The organism is uncultured Microbacterium sp. (assembly GCF_937927635.1).
In the GTDB taxonomy this organism is placed as follows: Bacteria; Actinomycetota; Actinomycetes; order Actinomycetales; family Microbacteriaceae; genus Microbacterium.
On the sequence record NZ_CALBRW010000045.1, the window covers coordinates 16,209 to 31,852 of the forward strand.

At 61.9% G+C, this 15,644-nt stretch carries 19 protein-coding genes; 10 read left to right on the forward strand and 9 right to left on the reverse strand.

The features are described from left to right. The first annotated feature begins 16 nt into the window (after positions 1 to 16). Complete coding sequence (locus Q0568_RS16425; protein ID WP_298868454.1) at positions 17 to 631, forward strand: hypothetical protein; 615 nt, start codon at positions 17 to 19, stop codon at positions 629 to 631. Positions 632 to 634: 3 nt separating this feature from the next. Here Q0568_RS16425 and Q0568_RS16430 read toward each other — a convergent pair whose 3' ends face one another. Next, positions 635 to 859, reverse strand: a complete 225-nt coding sequence (locus Q0568_RS16430) for a helix-turn-helix transcriptional regulator (RefSeq protein WP_298868457.1) — start codon at positions 857 to 859, stop codon at positions 635 to 637. A gap of 146 nt (positions 860 to 1,005) precedes the next feature. Between Q0568_RS16430 and Q0568_RS16435 the strand changes: the two genes are divergently transcribed. Next, positions 1,006 to 2,103: a hypothetical protein gene (locus Q0568_RS16435; RefSeq protein WP_298868458.1), complete on the forward strand. Its 1,098-nt coding sequence runs from the start codon at positions 1,006 to 1,008 to the stop codon at positions 2,101 to 2,103. Positions 2,104 to 2,192: 89 nt separating this feature from the next. After that, entirely contained in the window at positions 2,193 to 2,885 is a 693-nt protein-coding gene (locus Q0568_RS16440) for a hypothetical protein (protein ID WP_298868460.1), read from the forward strand. A 122-nt stretch (positions 2,886 to 3,007) separates the two neighbouring features. Here Q0568_RS16440 and Q0568_RS16445 read toward each other — a convergent pair whose 3' ends face one another. After that, positions 3,008 to 3,511 carry a DUF3846 domain-containing protein gene (locus Q0568_RS16445; protein ID WP_298868462.1) on the reverse strand — a complete coding sequence of 168 codons (504 nt, stop codon included), beginning with the start codon at positions 3,509 to 3,511 and terminating at the stop codon, positions 3,008 to 3,010. A 275-nt stretch (positions 3,512 to 3,786) separates the two neighbouring features. Between Q0568_RS16445 and Q0568_RS16450 the strand changes: the two genes are divergently transcribed. Next, positions 3,787 to 4,821 (forward strand): prepilin-type N-terminal cleavage/methylation domain-containing protein, encoded by a 1,035-nt coding sequence (locus tag Q0568_RS16450; RefSeq protein ID WP_298868464.1) that lies wholly within the window; start codon positions 3,787 to 3,789, stop codon positions 4,819 to 4,821. A 169-nt stretch (positions 4,822 to 4,990) separates the two neighbouring features. On the opposite strand, the gene Q0568_RS16455 is transcribed toward Q0568_RS16450, so the two are convergent. Both Q0568_RS16455 and Q0568_RS16460 read right to left on the reverse strand, forming a co-directional pair. Beyond that, entirely contained in the window at positions 4,991 to 5,524 is a 534-nt protein-coding gene (locus Q0568_RS16455; protein ID WP_298868466.1) for a DUF3846 domain-containing protein, read from the reverse strand. Then, on the reverse strand, positions 5,518 to 6,030 hold the full coding sequence (locus Q0568_RS16460) for a hypothetical protein (protein ID WP_298868468.1): 513 nt from the start codon (positions 6,028 to 6,030) through the stop codon (positions 5,518 to 5,520). Before Q0568_RS16460 ends, Q0568_RS16455 begins: the two co-directional genes overlap by 7 nt. Positions 6,031 to 6,179: 149 nt before the next feature. On the opposite strand from Q0568_RS16460, the gene Q0568_RS16465 reads away from it, so the two are divergent. Next, entirely contained in the window at positions 6,180 to 6,623 is a 444-nt protein-coding gene (locus tag Q0568_RS16465; protein WP_298868470.1) for a hypothetical protein, read from the forward strand. A 102-nt stretch (positions 6,624 to 6,725) separates the two neighbouring features. On the opposite strand, the gene Q0568_RS16470 is transcribed toward Q0568_RS16465, so the two are convergent. Further along, a complete protein-coding gene (locus Q0568_RS16470) occupies positions 6,726 to 7,046 on the reverse strand; it encodes a hypothetical protein (RefSeq protein WP_298868472.1) in 321 nt (106 codons plus the stop codon). A gap of 190 nt (positions 7,047 to 7,236) precedes the next feature. On the opposite strand from Q0568_RS16470, the gene Q0568_RS16475 reads away from it, so the two are divergent. Then, entirely contained in the window at positions 7,237 to 8,421 is a 1,185-nt protein-coding gene (locus Q0568_RS16475) for an SUMF1/EgtB/PvdO family nonheme iron enzyme (protein WP_298868474.1), read from the forward strand. A gap of 27 nt (positions 8,422 to 8,448) precedes the next feature. On the opposite strand, the gene Q0568_RS16480 is transcribed toward Q0568_RS16475, so the two are convergent. The 3 genes from Q0568_RS16480 to Q0568_RS16490 all read right to left on the reverse strand — a co-directional run bounded on the left by Q0568_RS16480 (position 8,449) and on the right by Q0568_RS16490 (position 10,759). After that, entirely contained in the window at positions 8,449 to 9,792 is a 1,344-nt protein-coding gene (locus Q0568_RS16480; RefSeq protein ID WP_298868476.1) for a hypothetical protein, read from the reverse strand. A 77-nt stretch (positions 9,793 to 9,869) separates the two neighbouring features. Then, positions 9,870 to 10,493 (reverse strand): hypothetical protein, encoded by a 624-nt coding sequence (locus tag Q0568_RS16485; RefSeq protein WP_298868478.1) that lies wholly within the window; start codon positions 10,491 to 10,493, stop codon positions 9,870 to 9,872. Further along, positions 10,493 to 10,759, reverse strand: coding sequence for a hypothetical protein (locus tag Q0568_RS16490; protein ID WP_298868480.1), 267 nt, complete (start codon positions 10,757 to 10,759; stop codon positions 10,493 to 10,495). Before Q0568_RS16490 ends, Q0568_RS16485 begins: the two co-directional genes overlap by 1 nt. A gap of 57 nt (positions 10,760 to 10,816) precedes the next feature. Here Q0568_RS16490 and Q0568_RS16495 point away from each other — a divergent pair, with 57 nt between their 5' ends. Continuing rightward, entirely contained in the window at positions 10,817 to 11,086 is a 270-nt protein-coding gene (locus Q0568_RS16495; protein ID WP_298868482.1) for a hypothetical protein, read from the forward strand. 463 nt (positions 11,087 to 11,549) lie between these two features. Beyond that, complete coding sequence (locus tag Q0568_RS16500; protein WP_298868484.1) at positions 11,550 to 11,813, forward strand: hypothetical protein; 264 nt, start codon at positions 11,550 to 11,552, stop codon at positions 11,811 to 11,813. A 46-nt stretch (positions 11,814 to 11,859) separates the two neighbouring features. On the opposite strand, the gene Q0568_RS16505 is transcribed toward Q0568_RS16500, so the two are convergent. Further along, a complete protein-coding gene (locus Q0568_RS16505) occupies positions 11,860 to 12,831 on the reverse strand; it encodes a hypothetical protein (protein WP_298868486.1) in 972 nt (323 codons plus the stop codon). A gap of 203 nt (positions 12,832 to 13,034) precedes the next feature. On the opposite strand from Q0568_RS16505, the gene Q0568_RS16510 reads away from it, so the two are divergent. Together Q0568_RS16510 and Q0568_RS16515 are read left to right on the forward strand one after the other, a co-directional pair. Beyond that, on the forward strand, positions 13,035 to 13,805 hold the full coding sequence (locus Q0568_RS16510; protein ID WP_298868488.1) for a hypothetical protein: 771 nt from the start codon (positions 13,035 to 13,037) through the stop codon (positions 13,803 to 13,805). After that, complete coding sequence (locus Q0568_RS16515; protein WP_298868490.1) at positions 13,778 to 14,884, forward strand: hypothetical protein; 1,107 nt, start codon at positions 13,778 to 13,780, stop codon at positions 14,882 to 14,884. The genes Q0568_RS16510 and Q0568_RS16515 overlap by 28 nt, the downstream gene beginning before the upstream one ends. Positions 14,885 to 15,644: the final 760 nt, after the last annotated feature.

The window sequence follows — 15,644 nt, forward strand, 5'->3', positions numbered from 1 at the left end:
AAGAGGAGTTGGGTTCTTGGCCAGCGAGTACGTCACCCAGTCATCAACACGACGGAAGAACACAGCCTGGATTACCCGCGCCGAGGCTGGGCAGATCGCCCCTGGCCTCACGTCGCGGCACCTCGACTACATCCGCCGTGAAGCGCCATACTCGTCACGAATCACTGCTCCCCCCGTCCAGATCCTGAGCGACGGAGAAGTGGTCTACGACGAACTGGCCTTCCGCCGCTGGCTGGAGAGCACCGTCTCGTCCGAGTGGATGCACGGCCATTTCGGTGCCTACAGGCCCCATCCGAGCGAAGAACGCCTTTACGCGTACCAGGACGCCGAACTCTCCGTGCTGCGAGCGCGGACGTATGTCACCGAGGCGCAGGTGCTTGAGCTCATCCCGGATTTGCCCCTCTGGCGAATACGCGACCTGCGCTTCCGGGCGGTGGGCCCACGCTTCTTGAAACCGACACCACGCCGCGTCATCTACGTCGCGGAGGAAGCCCTGGACTGGGCGGCGGGAGTGAGCGACTACTCTGACCCGATGCCGATCGTTGCAGGCTACAGGGAACCGCCATTCACACCTACTGCTCGTCACTATGTCCACGACGGTGCACCTGCCGCCGGCCGCGACCAGCAATGAACCCTATTCGGGTGCGTTGAACATCTCCGACGTCACACCGCTGATCAGTTTTCCCGGTGAGATCTTCAGCGCATCTGCGATCCGCACGAGCGTTCGCAGGTTCATCGTCGAGCGTCCGGACTCATAGCCTCTGACGTTGGACGAGTCGACGTCAGCACGCACCGCCAGCTGATCCACCTTGAGATTGAGCGCCTGCCGTCGCTCAGCGATCCGGCTGCCGATGAGCACAGCTGCGGGCGAAGGTACACGGGCCATAGAACCAGTATGAAGGACAACGCCCAGACTCCACGCCCAGAATTGAGTATCAGCTCCTGCGAGCTCACTGGTGAGGATGACTCTGGCGCTGGACGCTCATCCGGGTGAACCATGTACGCATGTCACCGACGACAACGCCCGAACCACAGGTCTACGAGCTTGAGGGGCTGTTGTGGAAGCCGCTGCCTGGATGCGCTTCCACCTTTGAGGACTTCATGCACTCCCGGAACCGTTGGATGGAGATCTTCCAGGAGACCAGGTGGAACCCGTGGCGCACCGAAGAGCTCGGAGCCGAGAAGGACGGCACGTACCGCGTGATGCGCGAGTGGACGCGCGCGGAGCCAGACTTCCGCCCCATGACCAACCGGCAAGTCGGGGCGATGATGGGCGCGATGAAGCGGCGGCACAAGGCACAGCAGAAGACGGACGACACACGCTGGGAGCAGAACCGGCAACGCTACGACCCGGAGCGAGAGAAAGCCCGATATGCGCTCCTTGAACAAGAGTCGATACACGTCGGCCAGGTAGCGGAGCTCGAGGCATATCGCAGCGGCGAACGCTACCCCCGGATGGACCCTGATCACCGCGCGCAGAAGATGGCCAAGCTCGAGGAGAAGCTGCAGCGCTGCGACGCGGAGATTGCACGACTATCTGTCGTCGTCGGTGATCGCGAAGACGTCGTCGACGAGCGAGGACTTCTCCCCGGTGACCGACGCATCGGAAACTTCGTTATGTACCGCATGGCGCGTGAGGACAAGGTGGAGGAGCTGCAGCAGCTGACGTCCGAACTGCGCGAACGTATCGGCAGCACCAAAGATCGGTCGGAGAAGTCGAAGCTCCGAACAGAACTCCAGTTCAAGGATCGTCACCTCCAGGCGCTCCTCCACGTACCTATCCTCACTGCCGAGGACATGTGCGCGGACTGCGCTACCCCGCAGTATCAGCACGCCTCTGGCGGTGGTCCTTACGAATCACGCCCGTGCGGCCATTGGCCGATCTTCGCCACCCACATGGATCGGTTGTACGAGTACCTGCGCTCAACGCTGGACAACGCGAAGCCCGTCGCACCGGCACCACCACAGCCACTGGCGACGCTCCCGGGGAGTCTTCCGATCGCGGAGGTCATCGACCAGCTCTCCGAGCTCCAGAAGACGTACCCCGGTGCGATAGTCAAGCAGGGTCGCGGCAAACAGTGGGAGCTTTGGCCGGCCGAGTGACACGACCAAAAACGCACACACCGTGGAAGCCGCCGCCAATGTCGGTAGCTCGGACTACCTTCAAGTGGTCAGAGCCGAGAGGAACGACCATGGAGCGCGAAGTCTGTACCTGCTGCTTTCTCCGGTACGCGCCGGAGCGGTATTCCCTCACCGATAAGCGGCCCCAAGTATGTGCCGAGTGCATCCATCACCTCAGTGATGCCGATCGCCGGGACAAGGAGCATCTCCGTGACTGGCGGGCAGAGCACGCCGCGACTACCACCAGCTACGAAACCCGTCTGGCGAACATGCGCGATCTCCTGGACAAGTCCGATCAGGAAAAGGCAGACCTCAGCTCTGCCCTGACGGATGCCATCAGCACGATCAGCAGTGACTATCACAAGGCACCCATCGGTGATCTGCGGAACGCGCTCGAGAGCGAACTGGTCACCGAAGAGCAGCACAAAGCTGAGTCCGCATACCGCATCAGGTCCAGGGCGATGGTCGTCCTGTGGCGAATCGATCGGCTCCACAACACCTTCGAGACGAAGTCAAAGAGCGCCTGTAAGTGCGGCACACCAGCGGACCGTTGCGAGATCCTCAAGCTGCTGGCGCCCTTTGTAGATGAACTCGATAAGTGGGAGAACCGAGAGAAGGAGCGCATGCGATCGGGACGCACGCACGGCCTCCCCGCTGATCACCCCGACGCGAAGAAATACATGCAGACCCCAGGCACCTTCTGGCAGGGCCCCGGCCAGTTCCAAGAACACAACCTCGGCAATCCCTTCAGCCGGCGATGGTAGCTGATGAAGAGATCGGCTGCATGAGTCCGAAGTGAAAGAGGCGGCGACCGCTCAAGCCGAGCGCACGGAGCACTCGAAGCTGAAGCGATCACCGCCTGGTTGGTGGTGGAGACGGCGTCCGTTCAGACGTCGTCGATGGTGGGAGCGAGCGGCACGATCCGCACGTCACGCAGGCCGGTGAAGTGCTCAGTGAGCATCATCGTCCAGACAAGTGCCGACCAGTAGTCGGGCAGTGCCGTAGTGCTGCGCTGCCATTCCGGGTGTGCCTCGGTTCGCATCTCTAAGGCGAAGAGGGCAGAGGTGAGCAGCAGCTCACGCACGTGCACAGGCACATCGGTGCTTTCGCCCGCGCCGTTCGGCATCCCGACGAGAACTGCGTCGCCGGCCAGCATCCCGGACGCCCGGGTGAGCGGTGACCAGTACCAGCGGAGAAACGAGGCCCGCGCGTTGTGCGGGAGCTTCCGGATTCGGCCTTCGTCGTTGACGTAGACCGTGATGCCGATGTCCGGCAGGTCGAGCGCTTCGATCCAGCCGCCAACCGCGGATTGGTAGTCCTCGAGCTTCGCGAACTCGCGGAGTTCGAGGGGCTGATCTCCTGCTGTGGGGATGACGATTCCTGTGACCATCGATCCCACCTCCTTGCTGTTGTCGCGGCCGAGAACCAGTTGGTTCTCCGACAAGCCGCGGGGCAGCAACGAGGGGTAGGTGAGGGTGGGAGCGTTGGATTCCGTACGGCTACCCGGCCTCGGTGGTTCTCCTACGAGCCGCATGCCGATGAGGAACGAGAGCGATTATGCGCTTCTCATTCTGAACGTCAATCTTCCGTTCGCGATTGTTGTAAATAGTACGGCGGAGGAAGTCTTGAACAGATTGCGCTTATGGTTCATAGTCAGGGGCAGTTATGGCGCGAAGGGCATCACGCACCGGTTCAGATCAATACGGCTTCACTATCGTGGAGCTGCTCATCGTCGTCGTCGTCATCGCTATCTTGGCAGCCATCACCATCGTGAGCTACAACGGCATCACCAAACAGGCTAAGGCATCCGCTATGGCCTCTACGCTAAGCCAGTGGAAAAAGAAGTCTGAACTTCAAAAGGTCGAGAAGAGCATTACCTGCCCGGAAAACTATTCGTTCGTCTACGGCAACAGCGTGCTTGGCACCAGCGACTTCCGTGTGATGAAGTACGAAGCCAAAAACGTCGGTGGTGTCGCAACGAGTCAAGCTGCGGGAACACCATGGGTCTCTATCTCACAAACTGATGCAATTACCGCCTCAACCGCTTCAGGTGGCCACCTCATCACCGAAGCGGAGTGGATGACCATCGCTGCGGATGTCCTGTCCGTGAAATACAACTGGAGCGGCGGTGAAGTCGGGGCTGGCTATCTCTACCAGGGCCACGTCAACGACAACCCTGCCAGCGCCCTTGCGGCGAGCGTTGATGACTTCGACCCGCTGAATGGCATCACGGGCGGTACCGGCACAACCGTCGGCACCAACAGTAGTCGTGTGCTCTGGCTCAGCAGTGGTGATGCAATCTGGGATCTCTCGGGCAATGTTTGGGAATGGACGCAACAAGCGGTTGGCACGCCAGCCATGACAATGAGCCAAGTCGGTGTCCCGGGTGATTCGACCTTCAACTGGCGCGAATGGACGCTGGGCTCGCTAAGTCTTGGCAATCTCCCCGCTATCTCGCGTCCGAGCGCGTTAACCTCGTACACCAATCCCATTACAGGAGTAACGCTTTCAGGTGCGACGGGTTGGGACACGGCTGAAGGTATTGGTGGCATCTACGCTAACTATGCGGACACAGGCTCTCGTGCGTTTCTCCGTGGCAGCAGCTTGACTAGCCGGTCGTGGGCTGGTGTTCTGATGCTCAAATTGAACTATGCTCCGTCGAGCCCGGACGCTACCATCGGGTTTCGCGTAGCAAGATAGCCCCTGAGCGGCACCCAGAGTCGCTTCGTTCACTCGGGGTCGAGCAAGCACGCGGGATCGAACCGGCCGACCGCTGAGCGCCTCGAAAGGAAATAGGCGACGACCATCCCGGACGGAAACTCTCAGTTCTCGTAGTCCGGCCGGTCGTCGCCTGTTGTGCCTGATTCCGTCAGGCGACGGGTGGGGCTGCTCCCCCTGCCACCCTGGAAGGATTGACAAGGTCAGCAGGGACAACGCGTACATCCTCGGCGGCGGTCCATCGTTCAAGCGTGAGCATTGCCCACGTGATTGCCTCGAAGTAGTCGATGTAGACCAGCTGGTTGCTATACCACTTCGTATCCCCAACGGTGCGTACCTCGACCTTCCACGGCCCGTAACCAGTGAGAAGGTCGGTGGCCATCTCTGGGACATCGGTGCTGTCGCCGTTACGGTCGGGTAGCCCGACGACGACAGCGTCGCCGACGAGCATCGTGCGGTGTCGCGCGTCGGGGACGTGGTACCACCACAGGGACGAGGCGCGGGAGTTGAACGGTAGCCGCTGCAGCATGCCTTCCTCGTTAACGAAGAGGGTGACGCCGAGCGAATGCAGATCGATAGCTTCAATCTGCCCACCGACAGCTGCTTGGTAGTCCTCGAGTGATGCGAAGTCGCGACGCTCAACGCGCTCCTCAGCATCGGCCGGGATAACCACACCGCTCACCATGACCGCATCTCCTCGGAGGGAGACTCGGCACAGTCGTCGAGCGCTTCGATTCGTAGCCCGACACTGTCGGGGAGGGTGCTGTCGATAACCATGGCCCACAGGGCCGCGCTGAACCAGGACGGGAATCGCAGTGACGTGTCGCACCAGGTGAGTCCGTCCGGGCAGAGCTGCACCACGAACTCGTGATGTGCGAGCAATCCGTGGATGAGCCGGGGCTCGGCAGCTTCCGTGACACCGGGGTCGGTGCCGACGAGGACGACGTCGCCGAGGATGAGCGGACGGTTACGATGTTGACCGTGGTACCAGTACAGCGCCGTTGCCCGCGAGTTAAACGGGCCACGTGAGCACTGGATGCCGCCGTTGGCGTAGAGCGTGGTGTCACTGCCGTCAAGTTCTATCGGCTCGATCCAGCCGCCTATGACGGTTTGGAAGTCCTTGAGGCCGGCGAGTTCTGCGATCCACAGATCTCCACCGCCGTCTCGTGGGATGACGATTGCGTGAACCATCGTTCCCACCTCCTTACTGTTGTCGCGGCCGAGAACTGATTGGTTCTCTCCAAGCCGCGGGGCAGCAACGAGGGGTAGGTGAGGGTGGGAGCGTTGTATTTTCTACGGCTTCCCGGCGTCTGCGACAGCGCCCATAATGAGGCGCAGATATGAACGACGATCTACAGAACGCAATAACCAGCGCAGTCACCACGGCTGTTTCCTCAGCCATGAAAGAAGCAATGGTGGAGTTCTCGGAGATGTTTAATGGCTTTGCGACACAAGTCGATGAACGCTTCAGCCAGGTGGACGAACGGTTTGCCAAGATCGACGAACGCTTCGGCAGTATCGAGAGCCGCATGGCAACCAAGGATGACGTCTCGCAGGTCAAGTTCCGCATGGAGGGCGTAGAAACCCGACTCGGAAACCTCGAGTCTCGGATGTCCACGAAAGATGACGTCGACTCCCTTCGTTCCACGCTTGACGGAATCGCTAACGTTATCGATACAGACGATGACGAACGCATAGCACTCAGCGCACAGGTCACTCGTCACGAGGACTGGATAGTCGAAGTTGCTCCATCAACCGGCGTGAAGTACGTACCCGGCGCGTAGGCGTTTGGCCCTATCGATTGGGCAGCTGCCCGAGGAGAGCGCACGTAACGCTCGATCCTCGGGACAGCCGCCCCTCTCCTCCAGTGAGAGGGAGCCTTGGCGTCAGGCCGAACCTGACTTGGCACGAGGGGCCTTAGCCCCGTTCGTGCCGCCGAAGATGGCCTCGATCGCGGACTGCTTGGTCTTGGCCTCGCGTTCGATCTCGGCACGCACCGTCTCGGCCCGCTGGAGCACCTTCGGGTCGGACTTGCTGGTCTCGACCCAGGTCTCGAGGGCGATTCGGATCTCTTCGGTGACGGAGCGGTCGTTGAGCTGGGCGATGACGTCCAGCTGCGCCCGCAATCCGTCGGTGATGCGAACGGCAAGCGTCCGCGTAGGCCCGAGGGCCGACATCGGCACTTCGTCCTTCGTGTTCTCACTCATGGTGAGCCTCCTCATCGGGAGCGGCCGGCGAACCTGGCTGGTTCTCCTGCAAGCCGCATGCCGATGAGGAACGAGAGCGATTATGCGCTTCTCATTCTGAACGTCAATCTTCCGTTCGCGATTGTTGTAAATAGTACGGCGGAGGAAGTCTTGAACAGATTGCGCTTATGGTTCATAGTCAGGGGCAGTTATGGCGCGAAAGGCATCACGCACCGGTTCAGATCAATTCGGCTTCACCATCGTGGAGCTCCTGATTGTTATTGTCGTTATTGCTATCTTGGCAGCCATCACGATTGTCGCGTACAACGGCATCACCCAGAATGCCAAGAAGTCTGCTGCCTCGTCGGCTGCCCAGCAGGCCGGGAAGAAGATCGTCGCCTATGCGCTGCAAAACGGCGACCAGTACCCAGCCTCACTTGCACCGCTCGGCTTCACGGATAGCGGCGATACCAGCTATCAGTACACACCCAATCAGGTTGGCGGCAACTACTGCGTCACCGTGACGGTCGGGGGTATCAGCAGCAGCGTTGGCGGCTTCTCGAACGAAGTCAATCAAGCAACACCCGGCCCATGCCCAGGGCATACCGGCATGGCACCAACCACCCTCGACGATGGCAGTAGCTGCCCGGCTGGCTACATTGTGGTGCCCGGTAACAGCACCTTCGGCACCAAGAGCTTCTGCGTCATGAAGTATGAAGCCAAGAACGTCGGCGGCGTTGCCACCAGCCAAGCAGCCGGTACGCCGTGGGTCTCCATCTCACAGACCTCTGCGCTCTCGACTGCGGCCGCTGCCTGCGCGGGCTGCCACCTCATCACCGAGGCTGAATGGATGACGATTGCCGCCAACGTTCTGAGCGTGCCGAGCAACTGGAGCGGCAATGCAGTTGGGAGTGGCTTCATCTACAGCGGACACAACGACAACAGTCCAGCCAACGCACTGGCTGCTACCACCAACGACAGCGACGGCTACAACGGCACCGGCAACGCCACCGGCAGCAACCAGCGTCGCACCCTGACCCTGACCAACGGTGCCGTCATCTGGGATTTGGCCGGCAACGTCTACGAGTGGACCGACGCCACCATCTCTGGTGCGCAACCGGGTGGCTCTGGTTATGCCTGGCGCCAGTACCCTGGCCTCTCTAGTTTGCACACGTTACCAAGCGCCAGCCGACCCAGCGCTATCCCCGGTGCCTCCGGCTGGAGCAGTACACAGGGTATCGGGCAGCTCTACAGCAATGCAGACGAATCGGGCGTCCGCGCGTTTCTACGGGGTGGTACCTGGACCGCCGACTCGGGCGCGGGTGTGCTTGCGCTCACTCTGAGCGGCACGCCGTCCGGCTCGGGCGCGAACCTCGGGTTTCGGGTCGCGAAGTAGCACCGTCCATAGCACCCAGCAGTTGAGTCATGATTTCGCCCCATAAGGACTCCACGCCCCAAGGAACGGCTTGAGCTGTTCGGGCGTCGGGTCAGGCACAACTGGGACGATGAGGCTCGGCGAGGCGATGGGATCCAGCTCGTCGATGATCGAGTGCATCTCCTCCAGGTAGTCGGTTGCGGCCACCCGCGCCTCAGTTGGTAGCGCCGCAACGGCGTTCTGAGCGGATTCGAGAAAGACGCGGTACCCACGCAGCGCGTCGCTGCCCTCCGCAAGATTCTTGAAATGCTCCCAGCGGGCGTGCCGGGCATAGTCCAGCTTGGCTTTCGCCATGGCGGCTTCCCACTGCACTTGTCGCTCTGCTTCCTTGCGCTGCCGCTCCCGCTCGGCCCACTCAGCTTCGAGAACGTACTTATCCAGGAGGGCGAAGACCTCGGGCAGCTTGACCTCGACCGTCTTGCTCCGCGCATCGCGGAAATGCTCACCCTTGTACTGCGTACGTGGCCCATCGAGGATCAGCTCGAGCTTCCCTGTGCTGATGAACTCCGTCTGCCGAGCCCGTATCCAGCGCGGCGTTCCCTTCGGATAGTCCGTGTAGTAGTTGCGCTTGGCTCCGCCAGACCCCGGGATCTCCTTGATCATGATGGAGTACTCCCCCAGCGTCGTAGCCAACCAGAGATGCTTAGCTTCACGCTTGAACGGCGGTTGCCCTTGATTCTTCTTGGCCTTGTCCGAGTCGACTACCTTCATGCCCCGACGCTCCGCCTCGGTGGCGATCGCCTGCAGGATGTGGCCGGCTCTCGTCAAGTGCTCTGCACTGACGTAGTGCGCGTTCTTGTTACCGAGGTACTTCTTCACAACCGGATGGTACTTGCCAACCCTCTGCGGCACGGGCACGGGTGTCGCCGTGACGTAGTCCTCGAATCGCTCCCCAAACCAGATCTCACGCTCGTTGCTGTACCAACCGCCGACTCGCTCGATGACGAGCTGCTTGCCGTGCGGACGTTTGGCGGACCTCACCGCGAGTCGCACCAGCTTGTCCCACGGCCGAGCTTCGTACTCTGATGCGCTGAGCCGTATGGATCCACCGGCCTCAATCACTTCTGCGATGAGACGGTCAGCTTCTGAGTCCTCTGGGATGACTTCGCCTGGAGCGGGTGGAGACTCCAACCAAGCACGCCCCGCAGTCGTGATCGTGGCAACCCAGGTCGGGCCACGTCCACCGACGCTGACGAGCCCACGCCGCTCCAAGGCGCGAGCGATGATGCGATGTTCCCATCCCTCGGTATAGACGTCGGTGGGGCATCCGGCGCCGACCCATGTCAGTACATCGACCTGCTTCTGGTTGAGCTGCTGTGGATTCTTCGCCATAGCCGCGAGCGTAGGGCAAAGCGCAGACATGCAAGACGGCGAGGGCACGCTTTCGCAATGCCCTCGCCGCTTCGCCCTCATGCCGCCGTGATACGTGCCCGCTCGAAGTCGTCGACGATCTTGATGAGCCGGTCGATACCGTAGGGGCGCTTCATCTCCGCATATTGCAGCACGATGTTGCGGTCGTAGCCGCCCGCCTCCTCGAGCTCACGGAGCCTGGCCAAAGTAAGGATTCGATCCGTGTCTTTCGACCAGCCGTTGTACCCCTCCCACACGATGCCCTCGAGTGCCTTGATCGCAACTTCATTCAGGTTCGCGCTCATGACTTCGCGCGTGACGACGTTGTAGGCGCCGACAAGCTTCGCCCATGCATCGAACCGTGTGCCCGGCCATTCCACCAACACGACAATGTTCTTGTGGTCGTAAAGCTTCTGCATCACCTTGCGCGTCGGACACCACGCGATCACGACGCCGTTCTCGCCGACGTAGCCGGAGCGCTCGGTGATTACGTTGAGCTTCTTGAACTCATCGTGATAGTTCGCGTTGGACTTCGTCGCGCAGAGAATGGTCGGGCGCACCTTGAACTGCTGCGCCACGTAGAGCCCGACCGCCTTGCCGGCCGTGACGGTGTCGATCTCACTGCCGTCGACCCAGGGGACATAGACGAATTGGTGCTTGGTGTACTCCGGATCGATCGTCATCAGAGACTCCAATCGATCGGCTCGGGAGTCATCTCGATGCGCGTCCCATCAGAAATCAGTTGTGCCCACTCGGAGAGCTCCGGATCGGTGATGTTGCCGTCGTAGTTGCGGAAAAGCTGCTGGAGAACTGGCTTGATCTCAGCGACCGGCCTACCGGTGTACTGCTGGCGCAGCCGCTCCAGATCCTGAGTCTGCCGCACAGCCAACTTCGCAACAGCTTTCTCCGCCACGCGACGCATACCGTCTTCGTTGAAGTCGAAGTTCATGTTGTTGTCACTGCCTTCTCATCCCATCTCGGGACGATTGCGCAGAAGGAGCGTGCCATGGAGAAGAGGTTCGTCACGTTCACGGAAACGAAGGACTTGAAAGGAGGGCCGGCGAATACATCGCCGACCCTCCTCGTTGCTCAGCCCTTGCCGAGCGTCGATCCGGCCTTCGACTTAGCGGGCTTGCTCGACGAATCAGACGCGAGCGTCCGTCCCGCCTTGCTCAGCGCTGCCTTCGAGGGCTTTCCGGACGACCGCGACGATGCCTTCGCCATAGCGCGTTCCTTCCTACTAGAGAGGGAGGACAGGCCCCGCAGCCCCAAATGAGGTCGCATCGAGCTATCTGAGCGTCTAGAGTCAAGTAGTCCATCCAAAGACAACATGGCCCCGGCCTGTCCCGTATGAAGAGCTCCGCTCTGGGATCAGACCGGGGCCCTGCTTTGTGTCCTCTCAGTCTACCGACCCACTCCGACATTCGCCCCTGTAAGCCACGTACCCCTGTGGATAGGGGTGTGGAGTACTTGTGCAGTATTTCGGGCTCCACGGGACCGCCTAGGGCCGTTTGTGGGCATGTTCGGCATCGACCGACCATGTTGGAGTTACACGGATGTAATTCGTGAGCATCTTGCTCGCTAGGAAATCTGTGGATAACTCCAGAATCGCGGCGTACTTCGAGTTGTCGAAGATGACGAACTCACCCAGTGCGGGCACCTCTCCGAGTGGAATCTCAGCAATCTGCAAACCGCAGTGGTGCCGCCGAAGCACCCCGGAAGTTGACTACGGTGAAGCTATGACAGGGGAATCCAACAGCGAGTGGATCGCAGTGACCGGGCTATGGCCGGTGCACGCCGATGTGTCCGACGCGACGATCCCAGATCACATCCTTGCTGACCCCAACCTGTCGCTCATGGCGAAAGGGCTCTTCGCACTGCTCGTCGCTGAGCAGGGCAGGCCAGTCAACCCATGCGACGACGCATACGAGAGTCCCGAGGACATCGCGAACGCGATCGATGAACTCGTCGCGGCTGGCCTCGCGGTGCGGATAGAGAAGTGACCGACTCGATCTCTTAGCGGAAGTGGCCAGTTAAAAAGCGTCAAGGTCACCAGTCCCATGCGATGCCGCTGAACAACCCACCGTGAACGTCGCGCAGGCGGAGTGTTCCGACACCACGCTCGTCGAGGCTGAGGCTGTTGTACTCGTTCGCCTCAGTCGGGCGCGCGAACGGGCTGACCTGCTCGAACTTCCAGATACTGCGTGGTCGCGGCCCGATGAAACCGACCTGAATCGAGGCGAGAAGTGAACGTTGGTGGAAGGCTCGGCTAGCGAGCTTCACTGGCTGCTGCGCGTCGTCATCGCCGTCTTCAGGTGTGACACTGAAGCGGAGGTCATAAACCTCCCCGTGCAACATCGGCTCGGTCTTCGTCTTGGCGTCATCGAGGTGCCAGAAATGATCGTTCCAACCAGCTCCGGGAACCTCGCGGGTGTTGACCTTGAAGTCGCCGCCCGCGGCGGGGTTCACCCATCCGCGGTACGAGCGGGAAACCGTCACGAAGTCGAGTTCGCCGTGCATGTTGGCGAATCGGTAGTACTCGCGGGTCTCTTTCCAGCGACGATTCTCGATGGCGACGAGCGTGCTGGTGTGCTCGTAGATGATGCCGCCGTGCATCTCCGGAACGTGCAGCACGAGCGGCGATTGAGCATACGTGCCGGCCACGAGCCGCGAGTGCAGGTGCGTGAGGGCGGCTTCCTCGCGGCCGGCGACGGTGTCGATGCCGCGGCCGATTTTGTCGCCGTGGATCTTGCGTCGGGCTTGGAGCCGGCCAACCTTTTCGGTCTCAGAACTCAAGGCGAAGACGTCCAGCAGAAGCGCCGCCTCGTCTTCGTCTTCAAGTGAGTGGATCGCTGATACGAAGCGGCTCTTGAGGCGTTCGTAGGTGTCGTCGCCTGAATAGCGAAGGACTTCGTCGACGATCGGCGTCTTCAGCAGACGCCGCTGTATGAAGCCCTCGTTCTTGCGCAGAAGCCCCAGTTCATCGCGAAGAGACTCGGCATCGTCCCAGTCGAGTCTCACGGCTACCTCCAGCAGTTGTTGGGGCTGATTCCCACTTTATTCCGACTTTCGGAAGCGGTTCTTCGGCGTTTCTAGGCTCGAAACATCTCCGGAAAGCCGGGGCACCAAGCAACATCCCAACGACGAGCGGGCTTCGCGCCAACGAAGCCCGCTCCGCCACCTGAGCATCTCCCTCTCATGCGAAACGAACAAGGAGCATTCTGATGACCTCTCCCACCGTACGCGGTCGCGCGCTCAGCGCTGCCCTCGTCCTCGCCACCGCGCTGACGCTTACGTCCTGTGGCACAGCCTCGGGCGGAACGCTCGCTTCCGACACGCAGATCGCCGCCGCTTGTCCGTCCAACCGTATTGCGACGACGATCGGACTCGACGGCACGAGCACGTTTCAGTCCGGACGGACGAAGGCGAGCACCCTCCGCATCGTCGACAACCACGTGCGCCGAACTGCGATCTGTGGTGGGCACTTGCGCGTGTTCTTCTTTGCGTCCTCCACCGGTGCGACCGTGCCGCTCTTCGATGGCGACCTGGCGGTCGATGCTCCGACCGAGAACGCCAAGCTCCGCAAAGCCGGCAAGCTTGCCGACCAGACCAGCGCCAGGATCGCGGAGAAGTATGACACGGCGCTCGAGAGCCTGACCGGCAACGGCACTGATGTGCTCGGCATGCTTTCGCTCCTGAGCCAGACGAACGTGCAGTATCCGGATCTCGAACCAATCAACGTGCTCCTCACCGATGGCCTCACGAACATCGACTTCGACATCTCCCAGCTCACCTCGACCGAGGCCGCGACGAAGCTCGCCGATCAGCAGCCCGTGCCGGATCTGTCCGGCGCCGACGTTTCGCTCCTGGGCATCGGCAAGCAGGCCGGCGGAGAGATCCCCTCGTCGCTAATCGCCCACCTGACGACGTTCTGGGAGCGCATCTGCCACAACACCGGGGCGGCACAGTGCCACGTCTCGACCGAGAGCAGGTGAGGGCGATGCCCACACCAAACAGCCCTGCGCCACTGGATCCGCTGGTCATCGCTGGCGAGGTCGAGGAGACCGCTGCGAAGGTGACACTCCCCCAAGCCGAGCAGACGCACGTCCTCGCGCGCCCGGAAGCTATCGGACACCTGTGGGTCGAGGACGAGTACGACGAACTGCAAGTCGAGCAGCGCCATCTGTGGGACGCATCCGCAACAAGCGCCGCCCGTGAGTCGCGAATCGAAGCCGCCAGGCTGAAACTCACCGCCTCGGAAGCCGAAGCACTGGTGGCTGCCAACCGCACCGTCGTGGACGGAGCCCGCACCCGGCTGGAGCGCACCACCCAGGTGCTGGCTCCGTTCCGTCGCCGCGCCGGGCACACGAAGCGTTGGTACCAGGCGGGGAAAGCAGGACTGCTCTGCGGCGACATCGCCGGGTTCGGCACCGCCGCGATCTGGCTCGGCGAGTTGCCGGCCATCGCGATCGCCCTCGCCGTAAGCGCAGCCGTCGCGACAATCGCTGCCGGGCTCATCGGGGTCGAGGTTCGCGACCGCGAGCAACGGCGCCAGCGCCAGCAGGCTGTCCATGAGCCGTCCGACGCACTGCAGGAGTTCCCTCATCTGTTCCTCGAACCAGTCGGCGGATCACTGAAGCGGGTGCTGACGGTCGCGGCAGGTACGGCCGGGACGATCGGCGTTGGCATCGCCGCACTCCGCTCAGCCGTCGACGACCCTGTCATCGGCATCATCTTCGGCGGTATCTCACTCGCCGTAGCCGGAGGCTCCTTCCTGGTCTCCTACGCGGGAGCGGATGAAGTCGCCGACCTGCTCGATCACGTCGAAGCGGATTACGACCGCGCGATCGCCAAGCACCTCGCGCTCAGCGATACCCCAGCGATCCAGACCATTGCCGCATCGACCGCTCAGGCGAACAGTATCATCGAGGAGCACCGTGCACGTGCGGAGGCTGCTGAGAGGCGCATCCGCTCCTTCAAATGGAGCATCCTGCGACGCAACCCTAGCCACGCTGGACACGGGCCCGCTGCTCGGCTCGGCGGTCAAACGCCTCGGCTGGAGGCGCACTCATGAGCCCGCTTCTGCAGCCCCCGGGTCTCGGAGTGGGCGGCACTCTTGGCACCGTCCGAGGCAACGAGGCTCCGGAAGTGCGACTGCGCTGGCCCGGGCTAGATCCTCTGAGGCCGACCCTCGACATTCTCATCTTCGACGACTCCGGCTCACTTACGGGGCAGGGAGGAAACGACCCCGTCGGCAACCGCTATGCCGAAGCGGGCCGGGCCGTGCGGTTGCTCTCACATTGGTCAAGGTCATCGCGCCAGCAGGTCGCCACCATCCATTTCGACTACCCGGCGGTCGCCGTCACCGGCCCACACCGACTCGACCGCTCCGCACCTCGTCAGCGGGTACTGGCGGCTCTGCATGAACCGCGGAATGCACTCGGATCCAGCGCACTCACCCCGGCAATGACCGCGGCGAACAAGCTTGCCCGCGAGCACGGTGGCATTTGCCGCTGCACGATCTTCTCGGACTTCGAACTCATGGACGCGAACCCGAATCAGCCCTACGAGGAGGCCGCCAAGTTCCCGGGCCTCATCCACGCCATCGTCCTCAACGCCAGCCCGCCGCACCGGCTCACGAGGCTGAACAACGTCACCACCACGCACATTGCGTCAGACAGCCCGCCAGGGCTGACAGCTGCTGCGCTCATGCACTCGCTGGCCACCGGAAGACGCGGTGCACGCCGATCAGTACTTCGGATGTCCCGCCCACGCGATCCGGCTGATCGCCCACCGCCGCGATCTTCACGACTTCCGCCTCGGTCGCGCGCCTC